Origin of the sequence: Streptomyces violaceusniger Tu 4113, assembly GCF_000147815.2 — a bacterium.
Lineage (GTDB): Bacteria > Actinomycetota > Actinomycetes > Streptomycetales > Streptomycetaceae > Streptomyces > Streptomyces violaceusniger_A.
The window spans coordinates 9,252,019-9,272,315 of record NC_015957.1 but is presented as its reverse complement, the minus strand read 5'-3'; the positions used below and the strand labels follow the sequence as shown (position 1 = coordinate 9,272,315).

Annotated in this window: 15 protein-coding genes; 3 read left to right on the top strand and 12 right to left on the bottom strand. The window is 70.9% G+C overall.

What is annotated here, in order from left to right; genetic code table 11:
* Positions 1-45: 45 nt before the first annotated feature.
* From STRVI_RS37735 to STRVI_RS37710, 6 genes are all read right to left on the bottom strand, one after another.
* A complete protein-coding gene (locus tag STRVI_RS37735) occupies positions 46-384 on the bottom strand; it encodes a hypothetical protein (RefSeq protein ID WP_014060825.1) in 339 nt (112 codons plus the stop codon).
* A gap of 431 nt (positions 385-815) precedes the next feature.
* Positions 816-1,211 (bottom strand): D-ribose pyranase, encoded by a 396-nt coding sequence (gene rbsD, locus STRVI_RS37730; protein ID WP_014060824.1) that lies wholly within the window; start codon positions 1,209-1,211, stop codon positions 816-818.
* On the bottom strand, positions 1,208-2,134 hold the full coding sequence (gene rbsK, locus STRVI_RS37725; protein ID WP_014060823.1) for a ribokinase: 927 nt from the start codon (positions 2,132-2,134) through the stop codon (positions 1,208-1,210). Before rbsK ends, rbsD begins: the two co-directional genes overlap by 4 nt.
* Positions 2,135-2,153: 19 nt before the next feature.
* Complete coding sequence (locus STRVI_RS37720; protein WP_014060822.1) at positions 2,154-4,097, bottom strand: ABC transporter permease/substrate-binding protein; 1,944 nt, start codon at positions 4,095-4,097, stop codon at positions 2,154-2,156.
* The gene (locus STRVI_RS37715) at positions 4,087-5,655 is read right to left on the bottom strand and encodes a sugar ABC transporter ATP-binding protein (protein WP_014060821.1); all 1,569 of its coding nucleotides are present in this window, start codon (positions 5,653-5,655) and stop codon (positions 4,087-4,089) included. The genes STRVI_RS37720 and STRVI_RS37715 overlap by 11 nt, the downstream gene beginning before the upstream one ends.
* Positions 5,652-6,668 (bottom strand): LacI family DNA-binding transcriptional regulator, encoded by a 1,017-nt coding sequence (locus STRVI_RS37710; protein ID WP_014060820.1) that lies wholly within the window; start codon positions 6,666-6,668, stop codon positions 5,652-5,654. Before STRVI_RS37710 ends, STRVI_RS37715 begins: the two co-directional genes overlap by 4 nt.
* 220 nt (positions 6,669-6,888) lie before the next feature.
* On the opposite strand from STRVI_RS37710, the gene recD2 reads away from it, so the two are divergent.
* Both recD2 and STRVI_RS37700 read left to right on the top strand, forming a co-directional pair.
* Positions 6,889-9,132, top strand: coding sequence for an SF1B family DNA helicase RecD2 (gene recD2, locus STRVI_RS37705; protein ID WP_014060819.1), 2,244 nt, complete (start codon positions 6,889-6,891; stop codon positions 9,130-9,132).
* 151 nt (positions 9,133-9,283) lie between these two features.
* On the top strand, positions 9,284-10,573 hold the full coding sequence (locus STRVI_RS37700) for a citrate synthase (protein ID WP_043237162.1): 1,290 nt from the start codon (positions 9,284-9,286) through the stop codon (positions 10,571-10,573).
* A gap of 635 nt (positions 10,574-11,208) precedes the next feature.
* On the opposite strand, the gene STRVI_RS37695 is transcribed toward STRVI_RS37700, so the two are convergent.
* From STRVI_RS37695 to STRVI_RS37685, 3 genes are all read right to left on the bottom strand, one after another.
* Positions 11,209-13,572, bottom strand: a complete 2,364-nt coding sequence (locus STRVI_RS37695) for a heavy metal translocating P-type ATPase (protein WP_014060817.1) — start codon at positions 13,570-13,572, stop codon at positions 11,209-11,211.
* Between the two features lie 87 nt (positions 13,573-13,659).
* Positions 13,660-13,887 (bottom strand): heavy-metal-associated domain-containing protein, encoded by a 228-nt coding sequence (locus STRVI_RS37690; protein ID WP_014060816.1) that lies wholly within the window; start codon positions 13,885-13,887, stop codon positions 13,660-13,662.
* Positions 13,888-14,110: 223 nt separating this feature from the next.
* Positions 14,111-14,770 (bottom strand): TetR/AcrR family transcriptional regulator, encoded by a 660-nt coding sequence (locus STRVI_RS37685; RefSeq protein ID WP_014060815.1) that lies wholly within the window; start codon positions 14,768-14,770, stop codon positions 14,111-14,113.
* Positions 14,771-14,936: 166 nt separating this feature from the next.
* Between STRVI_RS37685 and STRVI_RS37680 the strand changes: the two genes are divergently transcribed.
* The gene (locus STRVI_RS37680) at positions 14,937-17,369 is read left to right on the top strand and encodes an MMPL family transporter (RefSeq protein WP_014060814.1); all 2,433 of its coding nucleotides are present in this window, start codon (positions 14,937-14,939) and stop codon (positions 17,367-17,369) included.
* A 397-nt stretch (positions 17,370-17,766) separates the two neighbouring features.
* Here the strand turns inward: STRVI_RS37680 and STRVI_RS37675 are convergent, their stop codons facing one another.
* The 3 genes from STRVI_RS37675 to STRVI_RS37665 all read right to left on the bottom strand — a co-directional run bounded on the left by STRVI_RS37675 (position 17,767) and on the right by STRVI_RS37665 (position 20,276).
* Entirely contained in the window at positions 17,767-17,976 is a 210-nt protein-coding gene (locus STRVI_RS37675; protein WP_014060813.1) for a helix-turn-helix transcriptional regulator, read from the bottom strand.
* A 273-nt stretch (positions 17,977-18,249) separates the two neighbouring features.
* The gene (locus STRVI_RS37670) at positions 18,250-19,269 is read right to left on the bottom strand and encodes a Gfo/Idh/MocA family protein (protein WP_014060812.1); all 1,020 of its coding nucleotides are present in this window, start codon (positions 19,267-19,269) and stop codon (positions 18,250-18,252) included.
* A gap of 86 nt (positions 19,270-19,355) precedes the next feature.
* A complete protein-coding gene (locus STRVI_RS37665; protein ID WP_014060811.1) occupies positions 19,356-20,276 on the bottom strand; it encodes a sugar phosphate isomerase/epimerase family protein in 921 nt (306 codons plus the stop codon).
* Between the last annotated feature and the right edge of the window lie 21 nt (positions 20,277-20,297).

Below are 20,297 nucleotides of genomic sequence, written 5' to 3'. Positions count from 1 at the left end.
GCGGGGCCGGCTCCGGAACCGGCCCCGCCCCATCCGTGGTTGCGGCTAGCGACCGGCCTTGGTGGGGGCGGGCTTGGTGGGCTCGGGCTTGCTGGTGGGCGGCTGGGTCGGTGCGGGCTTGGTGGGCTTGGGCTTGCTGCTGGGCGGCTGGGTGGGCGCCGGCTTGGTGGGCTCGGGCTTGCTGCTGGGCGGCTGAGTCGGCGCGGGCTTGGTCGGCGCGGGCTTCGAGGACGCCGCCGGGGCCGGCTTGGCCGGGCCGGAGTGGTCGCCGGTGGCCGCCTGGGCGGCGATGCCCCCGCCCACGATCAGGGCTATACCGGCGGCCGACCCCAGGATCCAGGGGCGCAGGCGGCGGTTGGGCTTCTTGGCGCGGTCGTGCTGCATACGGAACGACTCCCGAAAGGATTGAGCGAACGCTGATGGGGAGGCGCGCACCGAGGGCCCGAAGGACCCGTTCCGGAACCCGCCTTCACCCCACCAGACGTGCGGCCACACCCGAGGTTGTCGCGCCCCGGAAAAAATTCCGCGACCGCTCCCGGGGGCCGACGCCCCCGTGCCCCGAGCTGACGTCCGGCCGTGCCCTGAGCCGACCGTCCCCGTGCCCTGAGCCGACGTCACATAACGGATCGATAACTACCGGAAACCGTGCAACCGTTCCTGCACCTGGCGGGTCGTATCTGGCATCGGGCTCCCTGGGGAGGATCCGGGGGGATTGAGAGGGAGCCCTGTGGAGGGGGAGACGAGGGGCTCGGCCAAGGCCGGGCCCCTCGAAGCGTCCCGCCCCGCGCTCCGGGGACGACCGTGCGTCGCACGCGTCAGAACGGCACCCCGCACCGCAGCAGCACATTCGCGTACGGCCGTGCCTCCCCCGTACGCACCACCAGCCTCGCCCGTCCCGTCATCGTCTTCAGCTCCTCGTGCGGGACCAGATCCAGCGCGGGAGCCGGGAAGAGGCGGTCGAGCAGGGCGGTCGCCCCGGGGTTGTGGTCGCGTACCTCCCGCGCCGCCGTGGCCCGTTCGACCACCAGCTCGTCCAGCAGCCCGGTGAGCACCCGCTCGAACGACGGCACCCCGGCCGTGAAGGCGAGGTCCACCACGAACGGCCCGTCGGGTATCGGAAGGCCCGCGTCGCACACCATCACCGTGTCGGTGTGGCCCAACAGGGCGATGCCCGCGCTCAGATGGCGGTTGAGAATCCCGGACCGCTTCACAGCGCCGCCACCTCCTCGGCGCTCGGGAAGGACGCCTGCGCCCCGGCCCGTGTCACCGCGGCGGCGCCCACGCGCACCGCGAACCGCACCGCCGTCGGCAGGTCGTCGCCGACGCCGAGGCGCCAGGCGAGCGCGCCGGTGAAGGCGTCCCCGGCGCCCGTGGTGTCCACGGCCGTCACCGCGGGACTGGGCACCAGCACCGTGCGGTCGCCGTCGGCGACCAGCGCGCCCTCGGCGCCCAGGGTCACCACGACCGAGCGCGGACCGCGCGACAGCAGGGCGTCGGCCCACTCCTCGGGGTCGTCGGAGGACCCCACCGGGGCGTCGCTCAGCAGGAACCGCGCCTCGTGCTCGTTGACCACCAGCGGATCGCAGGCGGCCAGCACATCGGTGGGCAGCGGCGCGGTCGGCGAGGGGTTGAGCACCACCCGCGGCCCGGGGCGGCCGCCGAAGCCCGCGCCCGCCGCGCGGACCACCTCGGCGACCGTCTCCAGGGGGATCTCCAGTTGCAGCGAGACCACCCGCGCCGCGGCCAGCAGGCTCGCCGCGGCCCGGACGTCGCCGGGGGTCAGCCGGGCGTTGGCCCCCTGGGAGACCACGATGCTGTTGTCACCCGAGGGGTCCACCGTGATCAGCGCGACCCCGGTGGGCGCGCCGCCGACGAGGACGCCGACGGTGTCGACCCCGGCCTTCGCTTGCGAATCCAGCAGCAGCCGGCCGTAGTCGTCGTCGCCGACCCGGGCCAGCAGCGCCGTCCGGGCCCCCAGCCGGGCGGCGGCGACGGCCTGGTTGGCCCCCTTGCCGCCCGGGTGGACCGCGAGGTCGGACCCGAGGACGGTCTCGCCGGCCCCGGGGCGGCGGTCGACTCCGATCACCAGATCGGCGTTGGCCGACCCCACGACCAGCAGGTCGTAGTCGTGCATCCGCACGTCCTTTCGTTTGTCACTTCGCAGTGACGACCTTCACCGGCACCTTCACCGTGCCGTCGATCTTCTGCCCCTTGGCCGCCTTGACGGCATTCCGCACCACCATCCGGCCCAACTCCTTCGGCTGCTGGGCGACGGTCGCGGCGAGGCTGCGGTTCTCGACGGCCTTGAGCCCGTCCGGGGTGCCGTCGAAGCCGACGACGTCGACGGACTTGCCCGCCTTGGAGCCGAGCGCCTTGACCGCGCCGAGCGCCATCTCGTCGTTCTCGGCGAAGATCCCGTCGATGCCGGGATGGCCCTGGAGCAGATTGGTGGTCACATCCAGCCCCTTGGCCCGGTCGAAGTCGGCGGTCTGCTTGCCGACGACCTTGATGTCCGGGTACGCCTTGAGGCCCTCCGCGAAGCCCTTACCGCGCTCACGCGAGGCGGAGGTGCCGGGCGTGCCTTGCAGCACCAGGATCGTGCCCTTCTTTCCGAGCCGCTCGGCGAGCGTCTTGGCGGCCAGCTTGCCGCCCGTGATGTTGTCCGAGGCCACCAGGGTCGCGATCTTCGCCTTGTTGACGCCGCGGTCGGCGGCCAGCACGGGGATGCCCGCCTTGTCGGCGGCCCGGACGGACGGGCCCGCGGCATCGGAGTCGACCGGGTTGATGATGATCGACTTCATGTTCTGGCTGGTGAAGTTCTGAATCTGATTGGCCTGCTGGGAGGCGTCGTTCTGGGCGTCGGTGACCGTAAGGCTGACCCCGGCGCGCTTGGCCTCCTCCTGGGCGCCCGCCTTCAACTCCACGAAGAAGGGGTTGTTGAGGGTGGAGACCGACAGCCCGACCTTGGTGGACGCGCCCCCGGAGGAGCCGGAGCGCCAGACGGAGGCGCCGACGGCGATGGCGGCCACGACCACGGCGGCCAGCGCGAACTTGCCCGCGTTGACGGCCTTCTTACGGCCGCCACCGGACGATCCGCCCGCCGCGGCCCCGGGCGCGCCCGGGCCGGCCCCGGCGCGTCGGCGCAGCGTGTCCAGCAGCACCGCGAGCGCGATGACGACACCGATGACGACCTGCTGCCAGAAGGGGGAGACCTCCAGCAGGTTGAGCCCGTTGCGCAGCACCGCGAGGATCAGCGCGCCGATGAGCGTGCCGGACGCCTTACCGACGCCACCGGACAGGCTCGCGCCGCCGATGACCACCGCGGCGATCGCGTCGAGTTCGTAGCCGACGGCCGCCTGCGGCTGCGCGGAGGACAGCCGGGAGGCGAGCACGATGCCCGCGACGGCCGCGAAACCGCCGGAGAGCGCGTAGATGACCAGCTTCTGGCGGGTCACCCGGATACCGGAGAGCCGGGCGGCCTCCTCGTTGCCGCCGATCGCGTACATCGCGCGGCCCGCGTACGTACGGCCCAGCACACCCGCGGTGATCAGCCCCATGCCGATCATCACGAGCACCGGGATGGGCAGCCAGCCGCCGATGGTGTCGCCGAGGCCGGACATCGAGTCGGGGATGGCTATCGGGCTGCCCTGGGAGATCACCAGGGCCAGGCCGCGGCCGATCGACAGCATCGCGAGCGTGGCGATGAACGGCGGCAGCTTCCCGAAGGAGACCAGCGCCCCGCTGACCAGACCGCAGGCGACACCGGTGGCGACGGCCAGGAGCGCGGCGATCCACACCGGCAGCCCCTGTGAGGTCGCCGACCAGGCGAGCACGGTGGCGGAGAGCGCGGCCACCGAGCCGACCGACAGATCGATCCCCGCGGAGACGATGACGAAGGTGACGCCGAAGGCGAGGATCGCGGTGACCGCCGCCTGGACGCCGACGTTGAGGAGATTGCCGGTGGTGAGGAAGTCGCCGGACAGCAGCGACATGGCCGCCACCAGCAGCACCAGGGCGCTCAGGGCGCCGTTGTCGAGCAGCAGGCGGCGCAGCACCGCCGAGCCCCCGGGGTCCTTCGTAAGCGTGTCAGTGGCCACGGGAGCCCTCCTTTTCGTTGCCGCCGACTCCTTCGTCGGCGCCCTTGACGTCCTTCACTGCCAGGGCCATCACGGCGTCCTGGGTCGCTTCCCGCGCGGTCAGCTCGCCCGAGATCCGGCCCTGGGCCATGACCAGGACCCGGTCGCTCATCCCCAGCACCTCGGGCAGATCGCTGGAGATCATCAAAACGGCGTGGCCGGACGCGGTGAGTTCGTTGATGAGCTGGTAGATCTCGACCTTGGCGCCCACGTCGATACCGCGGGTCGGCTCGTCGAGGATCAGCACCTTGCTGTCGGCGAGCAGCCACTTGCCGATGACGACCTTCTGCTGGTTGCCGCCCGAGAGGGTGCGCACCCGCTGGTCGAGCCCGGCCATCCGGACGGCCAGCCGCTCGGCGACACCGGCCGCCGCGCTCCGCTGGGCGGCCCGGTCGACGAGCCCCGCGCGGGTGGCGGCGCGCAGCGTGACCAGGCCCAGGTTCTCCTGGACGCTGCCGTCCAGGACCAGGCCCTGGCCCTTACGGTCCTCGGGGACGAGGCCGATCCCGGCCCGCATGGCGGCCACCACGTCATGGCGGGCCAGCGGGCGGCCGAGCACCTCGACGGAGCCGGAGTCGTACGGGTCGGCGCCGAAGAGCGCCCGGACGACCTCCGTACGGCCCGCGCCGACCAGCCCGGCCAGGCCCACCACCTCCCCGGCGCGCACGTCGAAGCCGATGTCCTGGAAGCTGCCGTTCCGGGTGAGCCCCCGGACCTTCAGCAGGGGGTCACCGGCGTCCGTGCGCTCCCGTGGGTACTGCTGCTCGATGGAGCGGCCCACCATCAGCCGCACCAGCTCGTCCTGCTCGGTGGTGGCCGGGACCTGGGCGACGCTGCGGCCGTCGCGCAGCACGGTGACGCGGTCGCCCAGGGCGGCGATCTCCTCCAGGTGATGGGTGATGAAGACGACGCCCACCCCGTCCGCGCGCAGCGTGCGCACGATCCGGAAGAGCTTGTCGACCTCCTCGGTGGTGAGCACGGCGGTCGGCTCGTCCATGATCAGGACGCGGGCGTCCAGGCTCAGCGCCTTGGCGATCTCCACCATCTGCAGCCGGGCGATGCCGAGATCCCGGACGCGGGTCCGGGGCGCGACGTCCACTCCGACGCGGGCCAGCAGCTCGGCGGCGCGCTCGTCCATGGCCTTGCGGTCGATCATGCCGAAGCGGCGCGGCTGGCGGCCCAGGAAGATGTTCTCGGCCACGGTGAGGTCCGGGACGAGGTTGAACTCCTGGTAGATGGTGGCGATTCCGAGCCGCTCGGCGTCCTGCGCGCTGTTGATGCGCACCGGGCCGCCGTCGACCAGGATCCGGCCCCCGTCGGGGCGGTGCGCGCCGGAGACCATCTTGATCAGCGTGGACTTGCCCGCGCCGTTCTCGCCCAGGAGCACGTGCACTTCGCCTCGGCGCAGATCGAAGTCCACCCCGTCCAGGGCGATCACCCCGGGGAAGGTCTTACGGACGCCCTCCATGCGCAGCAGCTCCGCCCCGTCGGGGGAGGACCGCTCGGACTCGGCACTCATGGTGTGCTCCCTTCGGGCTCGCCGCACGAGCGGCGGGTGACCAGACGGGCGGACAGGGTCACCGACTCGGCGGGCCGCCCCTCGACGAGGTCGATCAGCGCGCGTACGGCGGCATGGCCGAGCGCTCCGGTCGGCTGGGCGACGGCGGTGATCGGTGGATCGGTGTGGACGAACCAGGGGATGTCGTCGAACGCGGCGAGCGCCACATCGTCCGGCACCCGCAGCCCCCGCGCGCGGATCTCGTCCATCGCGCCGAGCGCCATCAGGTTGTCCGCGGCGAAGATCGCGTCCGGGGGCTGCGGCAGATCGAGGAAGCGGGCGGTCACCCGGCGGCCGCTGTCCGCCTGGAAGTCCCCCTGGCCGATGTGGTCCTCGGACAGTGCCAGACCGAACTCGCGCAGGGCGGAGCGGAAGGCGTCCACCCGTTCGCGGCCGGTTGTGGTGGCCGCCGGGCCCGCGATGATCGCGAGTTGGCGGTGCCCCAGGGCGCACAGATGGTCCACCAGATCGCGGATGGCGCTCCGCCCGTCGGTGCGGATCACCGGCACCGCGTCCAGGCCCTCGCCCTCGATCCAGCGGTCGACGAAGACCATGGGGGTGCCGGCGCGGGCGGCGGCCAGCATCATCGGGGAGCCGCCGTCGGTGGGGCTGACCAGCAGTCCGTCTATGCGGCGGTCCATCAGGGTGCGCACATGGTGGTCCTGGAGTTCGGGCCGCTCGTCGGCGTTGCCGATGATCACGCTGTAGTCCAGCTCGCGGGCGGCGTCCTCGACCGAACGGGCCAGCTCGGTGAAGAAGGGATTCAGCACATCGCTGATGACCAGCCCCAGGGTCCGGGTCTGATCGGTGCGCAGCGAGCGGGCCACCGCGTTGGGGCGATAGCCGAGGTCGGCGACCGCGGCGAGCACCCGTTCACGGGTGTCCAGGCGAACGGAGGGGTGGTCATTGAGCACCCGTGAGACCGTCGCGACGGAGACCCCGGCACGCCGCGCCACGTCCTTGATGGCCGGCATCGTCCACCTCCTTGTGGAATCGATTACATGGATTGGAATCGATTACATCGAAGGAGGCAAGGGGTCGGCCGCCGGTGAAACCGGATCGTGATATTCCGCCACGGGGTCGACGGCCCCGTTCTTCCCCCGGGTGTTGTCCAGGGGTTGTCCATAGGCGTTGTCCACAGGCGTTGTCCACAGGCCCGAACCGCCTGTCGCCTCCCGGCGGTACGGTCGAGGCATGCTCAAACTCGCGGTGGTCGAAGGGGTCCTGGAGCGGATCACCTACGCCAATGAGGAGAACGGCTATACGGTCGCGCGGGTCGACACCGGCCGTGGCTCCGGCGATCTGCTGACCGTGGTCGGCTCGCTGCTGGGCGCCCAGCCGGGCGAGTCACTGCGGATGGAGGGCCGCTGGGGTTCCCATCCGCAATATGGCAAACAGTTCACGGTCGAGAACTACCAGACCGTCCTCCCCGCCACCGTCCAGGGCATCCGGCGCTATCTCGGCTCGGGGCTGATCAAGGGCATCGGCCCCCGGATCGCCGACCGGATCACCGAGCACTTCGGCGTCGACACCCTCGATGTCATCGAGGAGCGGCCCGAGCGGCTGGTCGAGGTCCCGGGCCTCGGCCCCAAGCGCACCAAGATGATCGCCGCCGCCTGGGAGGAGCAGAAGGCCATCAAGGAGGTGATGGTCTTCCTCCAGGGGGTGGGCGTCTCCACCTCCATCGCGGTGCGGATCTACAAGAAGTACGGTGACGCGTCGATTTCGGTTGTGAAGAACGAGCCGTACCGGCTGGCGGCCGACGTCTGGGGCATCGGCTTCCTCACCGCCGACAAGATCGCCCAGTCGGTGGGCATTCCGCATGACAGCCCCGACCGGGTGAAGGCCGGTCTGCAGTACGCGCTGTCCCAGTCCGCCGACCAGGGCCACTGCTATCTCCCCGAGGAGCAACTCATCGCGGACGCGGTGAAGTTGCTCCAGGTGGATACCGGTCTGGTCATCGACTGTCTGGGGGAGCTGGCGGCCGAGGACGAGGGCGTGGTGCGCGAGCCGGTCCCGGGCCCGGAGGCCGGCGAGCCGGTCTCCGCCGTCTATCTGGTGCCCTTCCATCGCGCCGAGATCTCCCTCGCCGGCCAGGTGCTGCGGCTGCTGCGCACCCAGGAGGACCGGCTGCCCGCCTTCGGGGATGTGGACTGGGACAAGGCGCTGGGCTGGCTGGCGAGCCGCACCGGGGCCGATCTGGCGCCCGAGCAGAGCCAGGCGGTGCGGCTCGCGCTGACCGAGAAGGTCGCGGTGCTCACCGGCGGGCCGGGCTGCGGCAAGTCCTTCACCGTGCGGTCCGTGGTGGAGCTGGCCCGCGCCAAGAAGGCGAAGGTGGTGCTCGCGGCGCCCACCGGCCGGGCCGCCAAGCGGCTGTCCGAGCTGACCGGCGCCGAGGCGTCCACCGTCCACCGGCTGCTGGAGCTGAGGCCCGGCGGGGACGCGGCGTACGACAGGGACCGCCCGCTCGACGCGGATCTGGTGGTGGTCGACGAGGCGTCGATGCTCGATCTGCTGCTGGCCAACAAGCTGGTCAAGGCGGTCCCGCCCGGTGCCCATCTGCTTTTCGTCGGGGATGTGGACCAGTTGCCCAGCGTGGGCGCCGGGGAGGTGCTGCGCGATCTGCTGGCCCCCGGCAGCCCCGTCCCCGCGGTGCGGCTGACCCGGATCTTCCGCCAGGCCCAGCAGTCCGGGGTGGTCACCAACGCCCACCGGATCAACGAGGGGGTGCCGCCGGTCACCCAGGGCCTGTCGGATTTCTTTCTCTTCGTCGAGGACGACACCGAGGAGGCCGGGCGGCTCACGGTCGATGTCGCGGCCCGCCGCATCCCCGCCAAGTTCGGCCTCGACCCCCGCCGTGACGTGCAGGTTCTGGCCCCGATGCACCGCGGCCCGGCGGGCGCGGGCACGCTCAACGGACTGCTTCAGCAGGCCATCACCCCGGCCCGCCCGGACCTCCCGGAGCGCCGCCTCGGCGGCCGGGTCTTTCGAGTCGGCGACAAGGTGACCCAGATCCGTAACAATTATGAGAAAGGGGCCAACGGGGTCTTCAACGGCACGGTTGGCGTCGTCACCTCACTCGACACCGATGAGCAGCGGCTGATCGTGCGGACGGACGAGGACGAGGAGGTACCGTACGACTTCGACGAGCTGGACGAGCTGGCTCATGCCTATGCGGTGACCATCCACCGGTCACAGGGCAGTGAGTACCCGGCCGTCGTGATTCCGGTGACCACCGGGGCCTGGATGATGCTGCAGCGCAACCTCCTGTACACGGCGGTGACCCGTGCCAAGCGCCTTGTGGTGCTGGTCGGCTCGCGCCGTGCGCTGGGGCAGGCGGTGCGCACCGTCTCGGCGGGGAGGCGCTGTACCGCGCTGGATCACCGACTCGGCGGCGATGTGACAGTCGAGCGTGTCAAGAGGGTTTCCGAACGATGACGATCGGGGCAGGATGGCCGTGAAGGCGGCACTGAGTGCCGCCAAAAGGCTCTTCAGCCGACCCCGAGTGCACGTTCTCTACCCGAGTAGGGGAAGGTGGGGGGAGTCAGGGCACCTCGAGGAAGAGAACCAGACGTCGGTGAGGGATGACGTGAGCGACAACTCTGTAGTACTGCGGTACGGGGACGGCGAATACACCTACCCGGTGGTCGACAGCACCGTCGGCGACAAGGGCTTCGATATCGGCAAGCTGCGCGCCCAGACCGGTCTGGTGACCCTGGATTCCGGTTACGGCAACACCGCCGCGTACAAATCCGCGATCACCTATCTGGACGGTGAGCAGGGCATCCTGCGATACCGCGGCTACCCGATCGAGCAGCTTGCGGAGCGTGCCTCCTTCCTGGAGACCGCCTTCCTGCTGATCAACGGGGAGCTGCCGACCGTCGATGAACTGGCGGCCTTCCGTGGGGAGATCACCCGCCACACGCTCCTGCATGAAGACGTCAAGCGGTTCTATGACGGTTTCCCGCGGGACGCCCATCCGATGGCGATGCTGTCCTCCGTGGTCAGCGCGCTGTCGACCTTCTACCAGGACAGCCATAACCCGTTCGACGAGAAGCAGCGCAACCTCTCGACGATCCGGCTGCTGGCCAAGCTGCCGACCATTGCCGCGTATGCGTACAAGAAGTCGGTCGGCCACCCCTTTGTCTACCCGCGCAATGACCTGGGCTATGTCGAGAACTTCCTCCGGATGACCTTCTCGGTCCCCGCGCAGGAGTACGACCTCGACCCGACCGTGGTCTCCGCGCTCGACAAGCTGCTGATTCTGCACGCCGACCACGAGCAGAACTGTTCGACCTCCACGGTCCGGCTGGTCGGCTCCTCGCAGGCCAACATGTTCGCCTCCATCTCGGCGGGCATCAACGCGCTGTGGGGCCCCCTGCACGGCGGCGCCAACCAGTCCGTGCTGGAGATGCTCGAGGGCATCCAGGCTTCGGGCGGCGACGTCGACACCTTCATCCGCAAGGTGAAGAACAAGGAAGACGGCGTGAAGCTCATGGGCTTCGGGCACCGCGTCTACAAGAACTTCGACCCCCGGGCGAAGATCATCAAGTCGGCGGCGCACGACGTCCTCTCCGCGCTCGGCAAGTCCGACGAGCTGCTCGACATCGCGCTCAAGCTGGAAGAGCACGCCCTCGCGGACGACTACTTCGTCGAGCGCAAGCTCTACCCGAACGTGGACTTCTACACCGGTCTGATCTACCGGGCGATGGGCTTCCCGACCGAGATGTTCACCGTGCTGTTCGCGCTCGGCCGGCTGCCGGGCTGGATCGCCCAGTGGCACGAGATGATCAAGGAGCCGGGCTCCCGCATCGGCCGCCCGCGCCAGATCTACACGGGCGTCGTCGAGCGCGACTTCGTGCCGGTCGAGGAGCGCTGACCTTCGCTTCTCCGGTGCCCCCGTCCTGATAGGTCGGGGGCACTTGTATTTGAGCCGGGCACCTTCGCGCATCCGCCCCATGGGGTCTTCCGGCCGGGGGCACCTCCCAGCGGTAGCTGGGGGCGAGCCGAAGGGGCGCGCCTGTGTCGAAAGGGAGACGCGCGCAGGGAGCGAGGAACGAGCGACCGAGCACGTCGACCGTCGACACAGGCTTTTGCGCCCCGGAGGCGAACCGAGCCCCAAAAATGGGGGTGCCAGAAGCGCCCCGCTTCCGATCCCCCCACGGGCCGGAGCGGGGCGCTTCCCTTGCCCCGGAGCGGATTCCCCCCACGGGATCCGGCCGGGTGTCCACGGGCCCTTGCGGGCCGTATGGTCCGCGATCCGCCGGGACGCGTACCTACGGGAGGGCCGCTCAAAGCTCCCCGAGTACGTCGTCCCGGCTACGCGTAGCGGGATACGTCCCCCAAGACGAATCCCCACCGTCCCATTAGACTCGCGACCCCCCTCGATGGTTACGTTGGGTTGTATGTGATCTGCGTCTCTTGCCATATGGGCCATAAAAGGGCAAGAGCCTCGATTTGAAGATCGAGGCTCTGCTGTATGGGTGTTGTGCGGCTTATGGGGACTTGGTGAATCTATGTGGACGCTGTGAAGGCCCGCAGTCGCAGACTGTTCGTCACCACGAACACGGACGAGAACGCCATGGCCGCTCCCGCGATCATAGGGTTCAGCAGTCCGGCCGCCGCGAGCGGCAGCGCGGCGACGTTGTAGCCGAAGGCCCAGAAAAGGTTGCCCTTGATGGTGCCGAGCGTCCGGCGCGCCAGCCGGATCGCGTCCGCCGCCACCCGCAGGTCGCCCCGGACCAGTGTCAGATCCCCGGACTCGATGGCCGCGTCCGTACCCGTGCCCATCGCGAGCCCGAGGTCGGCGGTGGCGAGGGCGGCCGCGTCGTTGACCCCGTCGCCCACCATGGCGACCGTACGGCCCTCGCCCTGGAGCCGCTTCACGACGTCCACCTTGTCCTGTGGCAGCACCTCGGCGATGACATCGTCGATGCCGACCTCGCGGGCCACCGCCTCGGCGACGAGCCTGTTGTCGCCGGTCAGCAGTACCGGGGTGAGGCCGAGCGCCCGCAACTGGGCGACCGCCTCGGCGCTGGTCTCCTTGATGGCGTCGGCCACCAGGAGGACGCCGCGCGCCTTACCGTCCCAGGCCACCGCGACCGCCGTCCGCCCCTCCGACTCGGCCGCCGCCTTGGCGGCCGCCAGCTCCTCGGGCAGTTCGATGGCCCATGCGCCGAGCAGCTTCTCGCGGCCGACCAGGACCGCGTGACCGTCCACCGTGCCCCGGACGCCGAGGCCGGGCTCGGACCGGAAGTCCGCGGGCGTCGGGAGGTCGCCGATCCGCTCGGCCGCGCCGTCCGCGATGGCGCGCGCGATCGGGTGCTCCGAGGCATGCTCCAGGGCGCCCGCGAGCCGCAGCAGCTCCTCCTCGTCCACACCGGGCGCCGTGACGGCCCCGCGCAGCCGCATCTGTCCGGCCGTCACCGTGCCGGTCTTGTCCAGGACGACGGTGTCCACCCGGCGGGTCGACTCCAGCACCTCGGGGCCTTTGATGAGGATGCCGAGCTGGGCGCCGCGGCCGGTGCCGACCATGAGCGCGGTCGGCGTGGCCAGGCCCAGGGCGCAGGGGCAGGCGATGATCAGGACGGCCACGGCCGCGGTGAAGGCGGCGGCCGTCTCACCCGTGGTGAGCAGCCAGCCCAGCAGGGTGCCGACGGCGATCAGCAGCACGATGGGCACGAAGATCCCCGAGACCCGGTCGGCGAGCCGCTGCACCTCGGCCTTGCCGTTCTGCGCGTCCTCGACCAGCTTGGCCATGCGGGAGAGCTGGGTGTCCGCGCCCACGCGGGTGGCCTCGACCACGATCCGGCCCGCCGTGTTGACGGTCGCGCCCGCCACCGTGTCGCCGGCCACCACGTCCACCGGCACCGATTCGCCGGTCAGCATCGAGACGTCCACGGCGGAGGAGCCCTCGACCACCGTGCCGTCGGTGGCGATCTTCTCGCCGGGGCGCACCACGAAGCGGTCGCCGACCGCCAGCTCGGCGACCGGGATGCGCACCTCATGCCCAGCCCGTCGCCCAGCACCGCCCTCAACCGGGAGCGCTTCGCGCTCGCCCCCCTCGTACCGCAGTACGGCCACGTCCTTGGCGCCGAGCTCCAGCAGCGCGCGCAGCGCCGCGCCCGCCCGCCGCTTGGACTTCGCCTCGAGGAAGCGGCCCAGCAGGATGAGGGTGGTCACCCCGGCGGCCGCCTCCAGGTAGATCGAGGACGACCCGTCGGCCCGGGAGACGGTGAGATCGAAGCCGTGGCGCATTCCCGGCATGCCCGCGTCGCCGAAGAACAGCGCCCACAGGGACCAGCCGAGGGCCGCGAGAGTGCCGATGGAGACCAGGGTGTCCATGGTGGCCGCGCCGTGCCGGACGCCCGTCCAGGCGGCCTTGTGGAAGGGCGCGCCGCCCCAGACGACGACCGGCGCGGCGAGGGTGAGCGAGAGCCACTGCCAGTTGTCGAACTGCAGCGACGGCACCATCGCCAGCACCACGACGGGCAGGGACAGGGCGAGGGAGACGAGCATGCGGTGGCGCAGGGGGTCCGGTCCGGCCTCACCGTGCCGGTCGGTCCCCGGTGCGCCGGCGTCCCCGGGGATGCGGGGCTCGGGCACGGCGGGGCGCGGTTCCTCGGCGGTGTACCCGGTTTTGACGACGGTGGCGATCAGGTCGGCGACCTCGATCCCCGCGCCGTAGGACACCTTGGCCTTCTCGGTGGCGAAGTTCACCGTGGCGGTGACGCCGTCGAGGCGGTTGAGCTTCTTCTCGATGCGCGCGGCGCAGGACGCACAGGTCATACCGCCGATGGCGAGCTGGACCTGTGAGGGCCCGCCGGTCGTCGCCGTGGTGTCGGGGGCGGTCCCGGCGGGGGGTGCCGTGCTGGTCATGTCTGGTCTCCTGGGAGGAGGGCCGGACCGTACGGCGACTGTATGAGCAGGGCGGTACGGTCCGGCGGAGGTTTGGTGGGGGCTGGCTCAGGCCGCCCGGCCGGTGAGCTCGTAGCCCGCCTCGTCCACGGCGGCGCGGACGGTCTCGTCGTCCAGCGGAGCGGCCGAGATCACGGTGACCTGCCCGGTGGACGCCACGGCCTTGACGGAGGTGACGCCGTCGAGGGCGCCGATCTCCTCGGAGACCGCGCCTTCGCAGTGGCCGCAGGTCATGCCGGTCACCTGGTAGACGGTGGTGACAGCCTCGGAGCTCATGGGGTTTCTCCTGTGTGGGGTGAGCGTGACGGTCGGTGCGCAGGAGGCGCCGGAATGCTTCAGCGTCTCCTGACGATCCCCACTTTATACCCCTAGGGGGTATCGATGGAAGCCGGTGGTGCGCCGGTCCGTGACGGGTGGGCCGCGCCCGCGCGCACTCTTCCCCGGTCCGGGCGGGGTGAGGGGCGGGGGAGGGGTGGGTGGAGAGGGTGTGGCGCGGGGGTCAGGGGCGGGCGCTGACTCCCTCGGTGCCGAGCACCGGGGCCAGATAGCCGTACAGGGCGGTCTTCAACTCCACGACGTACGCCTCCCGTTCCGCGCCCTCATGACCGAGGATCAGCGCCAGTCCGGCCTTGAACAGGGCGAACGCCATGGTGGTGGTGTGGGCGCGGCGCTCGGGGGAGAGGTCGGGGTTGCGGACGCCGATCAGCTCGCTGATGCGGTCCTGGATCGAGTCGTGCAGTTCGGCGTGTTCTTCGAGGAGCCGGCCCGGTGCGTCGGAGGACTGGATCAGGGCCAGGAAGGCCGGATTCGCGCAATTGAACTCGATCATCGGGTCGAGGATCGTGTCGAGCAGCTCGCCGAGGGGCAGTCCGACGTTTTCGGGCGTGAAGACCGTCCCGTGGGTCTCCAGCATCCGGCGGTTGAGGCGCTCGCCGAGCTCGACGGCGATGGCCTCCTTGTTCGGGAAGAACTGGTACAGCGTGCCGGGGGAGACCCCGGCCTCGCGGGCGATGGCGTTGGTGCTCGCCGAGGTGTAGCCGGTGCGGCAGAAGACATGGGCGGCCGCGTCGAGCAACTGCTGGATCCGGCGCTCACCGCGCGCCTGTCTGCGGCGCGGCTTCGCCGTTTCGTCGCGTTCGTCCGCCTTGCTCTCGCTCACCTGTTTTCCCCGGCTCTCCGTGTTCGATTGACAAACGCGAGCGCCCGCTCGCATTCTTGAGGAACGCGAGCGGTCGCTCGTGTTTACCGCCCATGGTAATCAGCGACCCGTGCTGCCTTCGGACATGTGGGGCGGCATGGGGCACAGATGAAGGGGACACCGCGCCATGACCGATGTCAACCGCCCACCCGGGGACCGGATCGGGGGGTGGACGCGCCTGGTCACCGCGCGGCCGCGGCTGTCCCTCCTGATCGCTCTGCTCTTCACGGCGCTGGCCGTCGTGGCGGGGAGCGGGGTCGCCGACCGGCTGGGAAGCGGCGGCTGGGAGGACCCGGCGGCCGAGTCCTCGTATGCCACCAAGGCACTGGAGAAGCGCTTCCCCGCCTCCCAGCCCAATCTGATCCTGCTTGTCGACAGCGGCCCGAAGACCGTGGACGATCCGGCCGTCGCCGCCGAGGCCCGGGCCCTCGCCAAAAAGCTCTCGGGCGAGCAGACGGTCACCGGTGTCACCTCGTACTGGGCCACCGGCGCGCCCTCGCTGCGGGCCCATGACCGGGGCGAGGCGATCATCGCCGCGCGGATCGTGGGCGACGAGTCCGCCGCCGGCAAGACGCTGGAGCGCATAGCGCCCCATTACCGCGGCGCCCATGGCCCGGTCGAGGTGTCGGTCGGCGGGACGGTCGCGGTCCGCCATGAGCTGCAGACCACCATCCAGGAGGATCTGCTGCGGGCCGAGATGATCGCCCTGCCCATCACCCTGGTGCTGCTCGTGATGGTCTTCGGCAGCGCCGTGGCCGCCCTGCTTCCGCTCGGCGTCGGCATCATCGCCATCCTCGGCACCGACGCGGTGCTGCGCGGGCTCACCGAGTTCACCGATGTCTCGGTCTTCGCGCAGAACCTGACCACCGCGCTCGGCCTCGGACTCGCCATCGACTACGCCCTGTTCATCGTGCGCCGCTTCCGGGAGGAGCTGGGCCGGGGCGCCGAGAAGCTGCCCGCCGTCGCGACCACGCTGCGCACCGCCGGGCGCACCGTGCTCTTCTCGGCGCTGACCGTCGCCGCCTCGCTCTCCGCCATGCTCGTCTTCCCGCAGTACTTCCTGCGCTCCTTCGCCTATGCGGGGATCGCGGTGGTGCTGATCGCCGCCACCGCCGCCCTGGTGGTCCTGCCCGCGGCGCTCATCCTTCTGGGGGACCGGGTCAACGCACTCGACCTCACCCGGCTGCTGCGCCGTGGCCGCCCGGCCCGCGAGGGTGAGCCCGGAGCGGGCTGGGCGCGGCTCGCCCGGCTGGTGATGCGGCGCGCCCCGCTGTTCGCGCTGGCCACCGTCGCCGGTCTGGTCGCGCTGGGACTGCCGTTCCTGAGGGTGGAGTTCGGCACCGCGGACGACCGTCAATTGCCGTCGAGCGCCGAGTCCCATGTGGTGCAGCAGCACATCCGGGAGGGGTTCCCCGGCGGTCCCGGGGGCGCGGTGGAGGTCCTCGCCGAGGGCGGCACCGGCACCAAGGCCCTCGCCGACTACAGCGCCAAGGTCTCCGCCCTCCCCCAGGTGCTGCGGGTGGACAGCCCGGCGGGCCGGTTCACGGACGGGCGGCGGGTGGCCGAGCCGGGGCCGGCGGAGGCCGCGCGTCGGGCCGGTGGCTCGGCCGGCATCACCGTGCTGCCCAAGGGGGAGGCCGTGGACGCCGCCAGCCAGGACCTGGTGCGGACGATCCGCGCCCAGGAGTCGTCGTTCACCACCTCGGTCACCGGCACCGCCGCCGTCCTGGTGGACACCAAGGACTCCATAGGCGACCGGCTGCCCTGGGCCGCCGCCATCATCGTCGCCGTCACTCTGTTGCTGGTCTTCCTGCTCACCGGAAGCGTGCTGATACCGATTCAGGCGGTGCTGCTCAACGCGCTCAGTCTGACCGCGATGTTCGGCGCGGTGGTGTGGGTCTTCCAGGACGGGCATCTGTCCGGGCCGCTCTCCTTCACCACCTCCGGCGATATCGAGACCACCCTGCCCGTCCTGATGTTCTGCGTCGCCTTCGGGCTCTCCATGGACTACGGGGTCTTTCTGCTCTCCCGGATCAAGGAGGAGTACGACCGCACCGGGGACCATCAGGCGGCGGTCGAGTTCGGATTGCGGCGCACCGGCGGCCTGATCACGGCGGCGGCACTGATCCTCGCCGTGGTGATGGTGGGCATCGGCACCTCGCGGGTCACCAACACCAAGATGCTGGGCCTGGGTATCGCCCTGGCCGTGCTGATGGACGCGATGGTGGTGCGCGGTCTGCTGGTGCCGGCGGTGATGAAGCTGACCGGCCGGGCCACCTGGTGGGCCCCTGGCCCGCTGCGCCGACTGCACACCCGGTTCGGGCTGAGCGAGGGGGAGTCCACTCCCGCCGGAAGCCGCACGGACGCCGGGACCGGCATAGGCATAGGCGCCGGGACCGGCACGGATGCCGCCAGTGGCAGCGAGGCCGACGGCCGGTGCGGGGGCAAGCGCGGGCCTCGCGGTGAGAAGGGGGCTCACGGCGAGGACGGGTCTCACGGCGAGGACGGGATGTGCGGAGAGGGGGAGATGGCGCGGGACCGGGTGAGGACGGGCCGCTAGCGGATCATGGGGGTTGGCGACTGCCCGCCGGAGAGCGTGCATGAGGGCGGTTTAACTCGATCGCGTGATGGTCTACTTCCGGGCTTGCGCTGGCCTGGGCCGTTCGGGCTACGGTGATCGTGCGATCTGGGATGCCGGGTGGGGCGCCAGCGTGCGGGGCCCCTGCTCCACCGGAGTGATGGTTCGGGGCCTCCCCGTCGCCTCTGGCCGTATCCACATGGCCAGGTCGTGAGGGAACCGGCCTCCCGGGATCGGACCACGGACAGGATCCGTGTCGCTGCCCCGGGGTCGAGTACGCCGGGGACCAGTGCGCCCAAGACCGTTCGGGGCGTGGGGCTGAACAGGCTCACTCCTGCTCAGTCCACAGGAACGGTACGGCACCACGGCGCCCGCGCCGCTAATCCTTGGCGTCCCGCCGGGCGCGGCGGTTGCCGGGTCTGCGGGCCACCCAGGAGCGGATCGTATCCGCGTACCAGTACGGCTTGCCGCCCTCCACCAGATCGGGGGGCGGCAGTAGGCCGTGCTTGCGGTAGGACCGCACGGTGTCGGTCTGCACACCGATATGTGCGGCGATCTCCTTGTAGGACCACAGCCTCCGGTCGGTCATCTCTTATGCCCTTCCGCAGGTCGTCGCGGCCACGGCCCAGTGGGCCGTCGGGGGAGCCGCGGCGCGCCTGCTCACGCTCCATCAGCCTGTGTCCGGGTCAACGACGCTGAGCGACGGGCGGCCAGTGGCTGTTGAGCACCTGTGACGTAGACGTGTGGAGATGTGACGGCTGTGACGTACGAGTGACGCACCGGACGATGACTCCGCTGCCCAGGCGACAGCGGACCGGCCGTGGGGAAACGGCCGGTCCGCTGTGGGTCAGTTGGTGGGGCGTCAGCTATAGAACGCGGGGCGTTCGATCATCTCGACGGCCGTGCGCTCACCCGTGGCCTGGGCCCGGACACCGGCCTCGCTGACGGCGGTCGCGGCATAGCCGTCCCAGACGCTGGGGCCCTCGACCTCCCCGCGCCGGGTGGCGTCGACCCACGCCTGCACCTCGCGGTCGTACGCCTCCTCGAAGCGGGCCACGAAGTCGGGGGCGATCTCCCCGCCCCAGGTGCCGGGCCGGTTGACCAGCATGCCGTGGGCGTCGCCGACGCGGGCGGTGCCCCGTTCGCAGACCGCCTCCGCCTGGACCTGGTAGCCGAAGCCGCAGGTGGCGAAGATCTCCACATCGACGATCGCTCCGCCGGTGGTCTCGAAGACCACCAGTTGGGGGTCGCTGAGCGGCTCGGGGGACAGCGAGCTGGGGGTCGGCTTGAGCACGGTGACCGCGGTGATCTCCTGCTCCAGCAGCCAGCGCGACTGGTCCATCTCATGCACCACCGAGTCGGTGATCATCATCTCGTTGGTGAAGTACGAGTGCACCGAGGCGTTGCGGTGGCGGCAGTGCAGCAGCAGCGGGCGGCCCAGTTCACCACCGGCCAGCAGCGCCTTGAGCTTCATGAACTCGGTGTCGTAGCGGCGCATGAAGCCCACCTGGACCCGGCGGTGGCCCAGCTTCTGCTCGGCCTCCAGCACCCGCAGCGCGGACGCGGAGTCCGGGGTGAGCGGCTTCTCGCACAGCACCGGCAGATCGCGCTCGAACGCGCTGAGCAGCGCGGCCTCGTGCGCGGGTCCCGGCGAGGCGATCAGCACCGCGTCCACGCCGGGTGCGGCCATCGCGGCGGCCGGGTCGGTGAACGCCTGACAGCCGTCGGCGGTGTCGGCGACCGCCTTCGCCCGCGCCTCGTCGATGTCGACCACGGCGGCCACCCGGGCGCCGCTGATCACCTCGTTGATGCGGCGGACATGGTCGGCGCCCATCTTGCCGGTCCCGATGACGGCGACCCCGAGCGTTCCCTGCTGCGTCATAGGCTGATCTCTCTTCTCTCTCTGCTCTCTGGACGGTTCGACGGCCCCCGTGGGGGCGAAAGCGGCCCGTGGGGGCGGAAGGGAGGTCAGGCGCCGCAGGAGTGCAGGAAGCGCCGGGTGCGCTCGGCGATGGGGAAGGGCTGGTCGGGCGGGCAGGGGTACATGTCCTGCTCGACGATGGCGAACAGGTCCACATCCAGCTTCTGGGCCGCGGTCAGGACCGGCCCCAGCTCGGGTACGCCGTTCGGGGGTTCGCACATGACGCCGCGCTGCACGGCGGGGCCGAACGGCACCTGGTTCTTGACCACATCGGCGAGGATCTCCGGGTCGACCTGCTTGAGGTGGAGATAGCCGATGCGCTCGCCGTAGGTCTCGATCAGCTTGACGCTGTCGCCGCCGCAGTAGGCGTAGTGGCCGGTGTCCAGGCAGAGGTTGACCAGGTCGGAGTCGGTGGCGTCCAGGAAGCGGGCCACGTTCTCCTCGGTGTCGATATGGGTGTCGGCATGCGGGTGGACGACGATGTCGAGCCCGAAGCGCTCCCGCACCTCACGGCCGAGCCGCTCCATCCCGGTGGACAGATGGCGCCACTGCTCGGCGGTGAGCGTCGGGGGCTCGATCAGCTCGGCGGTCTTGTCGTCCCGCCAGAAGGAGGGGATGACCACGAGGTGCTTGGCGTTCATCGCCCGGGTCAGCTCGGCCACCTGGGAGACATGCTCCCAGGTGGCGTCCCAGACCTCGGGGCCCCGGTGCAGTGAGGTGAAGATGGTGCCCGCGGAGACGGTGAGGCCACGCCGGGCGGTCTCCTCGGTGAGCCGGGCCGGGTCGGTCGGCAGATAGCCGTACGGACCCAGCTCGATCCACTGGTAGCCGGCCTGCGTGACCTCGTCGAGGAAGCGCTGCCAGGGGACCTGCTGGTCGTCGTCGGGGAACCAGACCCCCCAGGAGTCGGGGGCCGAGCCGACCCGGATGCGGTCCAGGGCGGGTGCGGGGGAGGCGTCGGCAGTCATGGCAGAGGGTCTCCTCGGTGT

What these genes read in the sequence shown, in the direction of transcription:
- STRVI_RS37735 (WP_014060825.1), bottom strand. Translation starts at nt 384, where the DNA reads ATGCAGCACGACCGCGCCAAGAAGCCCAACCGCCGCCTGCGCCCCTGG.
- rbsK (WP_014060823.1), bottom strand. Translation starts at nt 2,134, where the DNA reads ATGCACGACTACGACCTGCTGGTCGTGGGGTCGGCCAACGCCGATCTG.
- STRVI_RS37715 (WP_014060821.1), bottom strand. Translation starts at nt 5,655, where the DNA reads ATGAGTGCCGAGTCCGAGCGGTCCTCCCCCGACGGGGCGGAGCTGCTG.
- STRVI_RS37710 (WP_014060820.1), bottom strand. Translation starts at nt 6,668, where the DNA reads ATGCCGGCCATCAAGGACGTGGCGCGGCGTGCCGGGGTCTCCGTCGCG.
- recD2 (WP_014060819.1), top strand. Translation starts at nt 6,889, where the DNA reads ATGCTCAAACTCGCGGTGGTCGAAGGGGTCCTGGAGCGGATCACCTAC.
- STRVI_RS37695 (WP_014060817.1), bottom strand. Translation starts at nt 13,572, where the DNA reads ATGACCAGCACGGCACCCCCCGCCGGGACCGCCCCCGACACCACGGCG.
- STRVI_RS37690 (WP_014060816.1), bottom strand. Translation starts at nt 13,887, where the DNA reads ATGAGCTCCGAGGCTGTCACCACCGTCTACCAGGTGACCGGCATGACC.
- STRVI_RS37680 (WP_014060814.1), top strand. Translation starts at nt 14,937, where the DNA reads ATGACCGATGTCAACCGCCCACCCGGGGACCGGATCGGGGGGTGGACG.
- STRVI_RS37675 (WP_014060813.1), bottom strand. Translation starts at nt 17,976, where the DNA reads ATGACCGACCGGAGGCTGTGGTCCTACAAGGAGATCGCCGCACATATC.
- STRVI_RS37670 (WP_014060812.1), bottom strand. Translation starts at nt 19,269, where the DNA reads ATGACGCAGCAGGGAACGCTCGGGGTCGCCGTCATCGGGACCGGCAAG.
- STRVI_RS37665 (WP_014060811.1), bottom strand. Translation starts at nt 20,276, where the DNA reads ATGACTGCCGACGCCTCCCCCGCACCCGCCCTGGACCGCATCCGGGTC.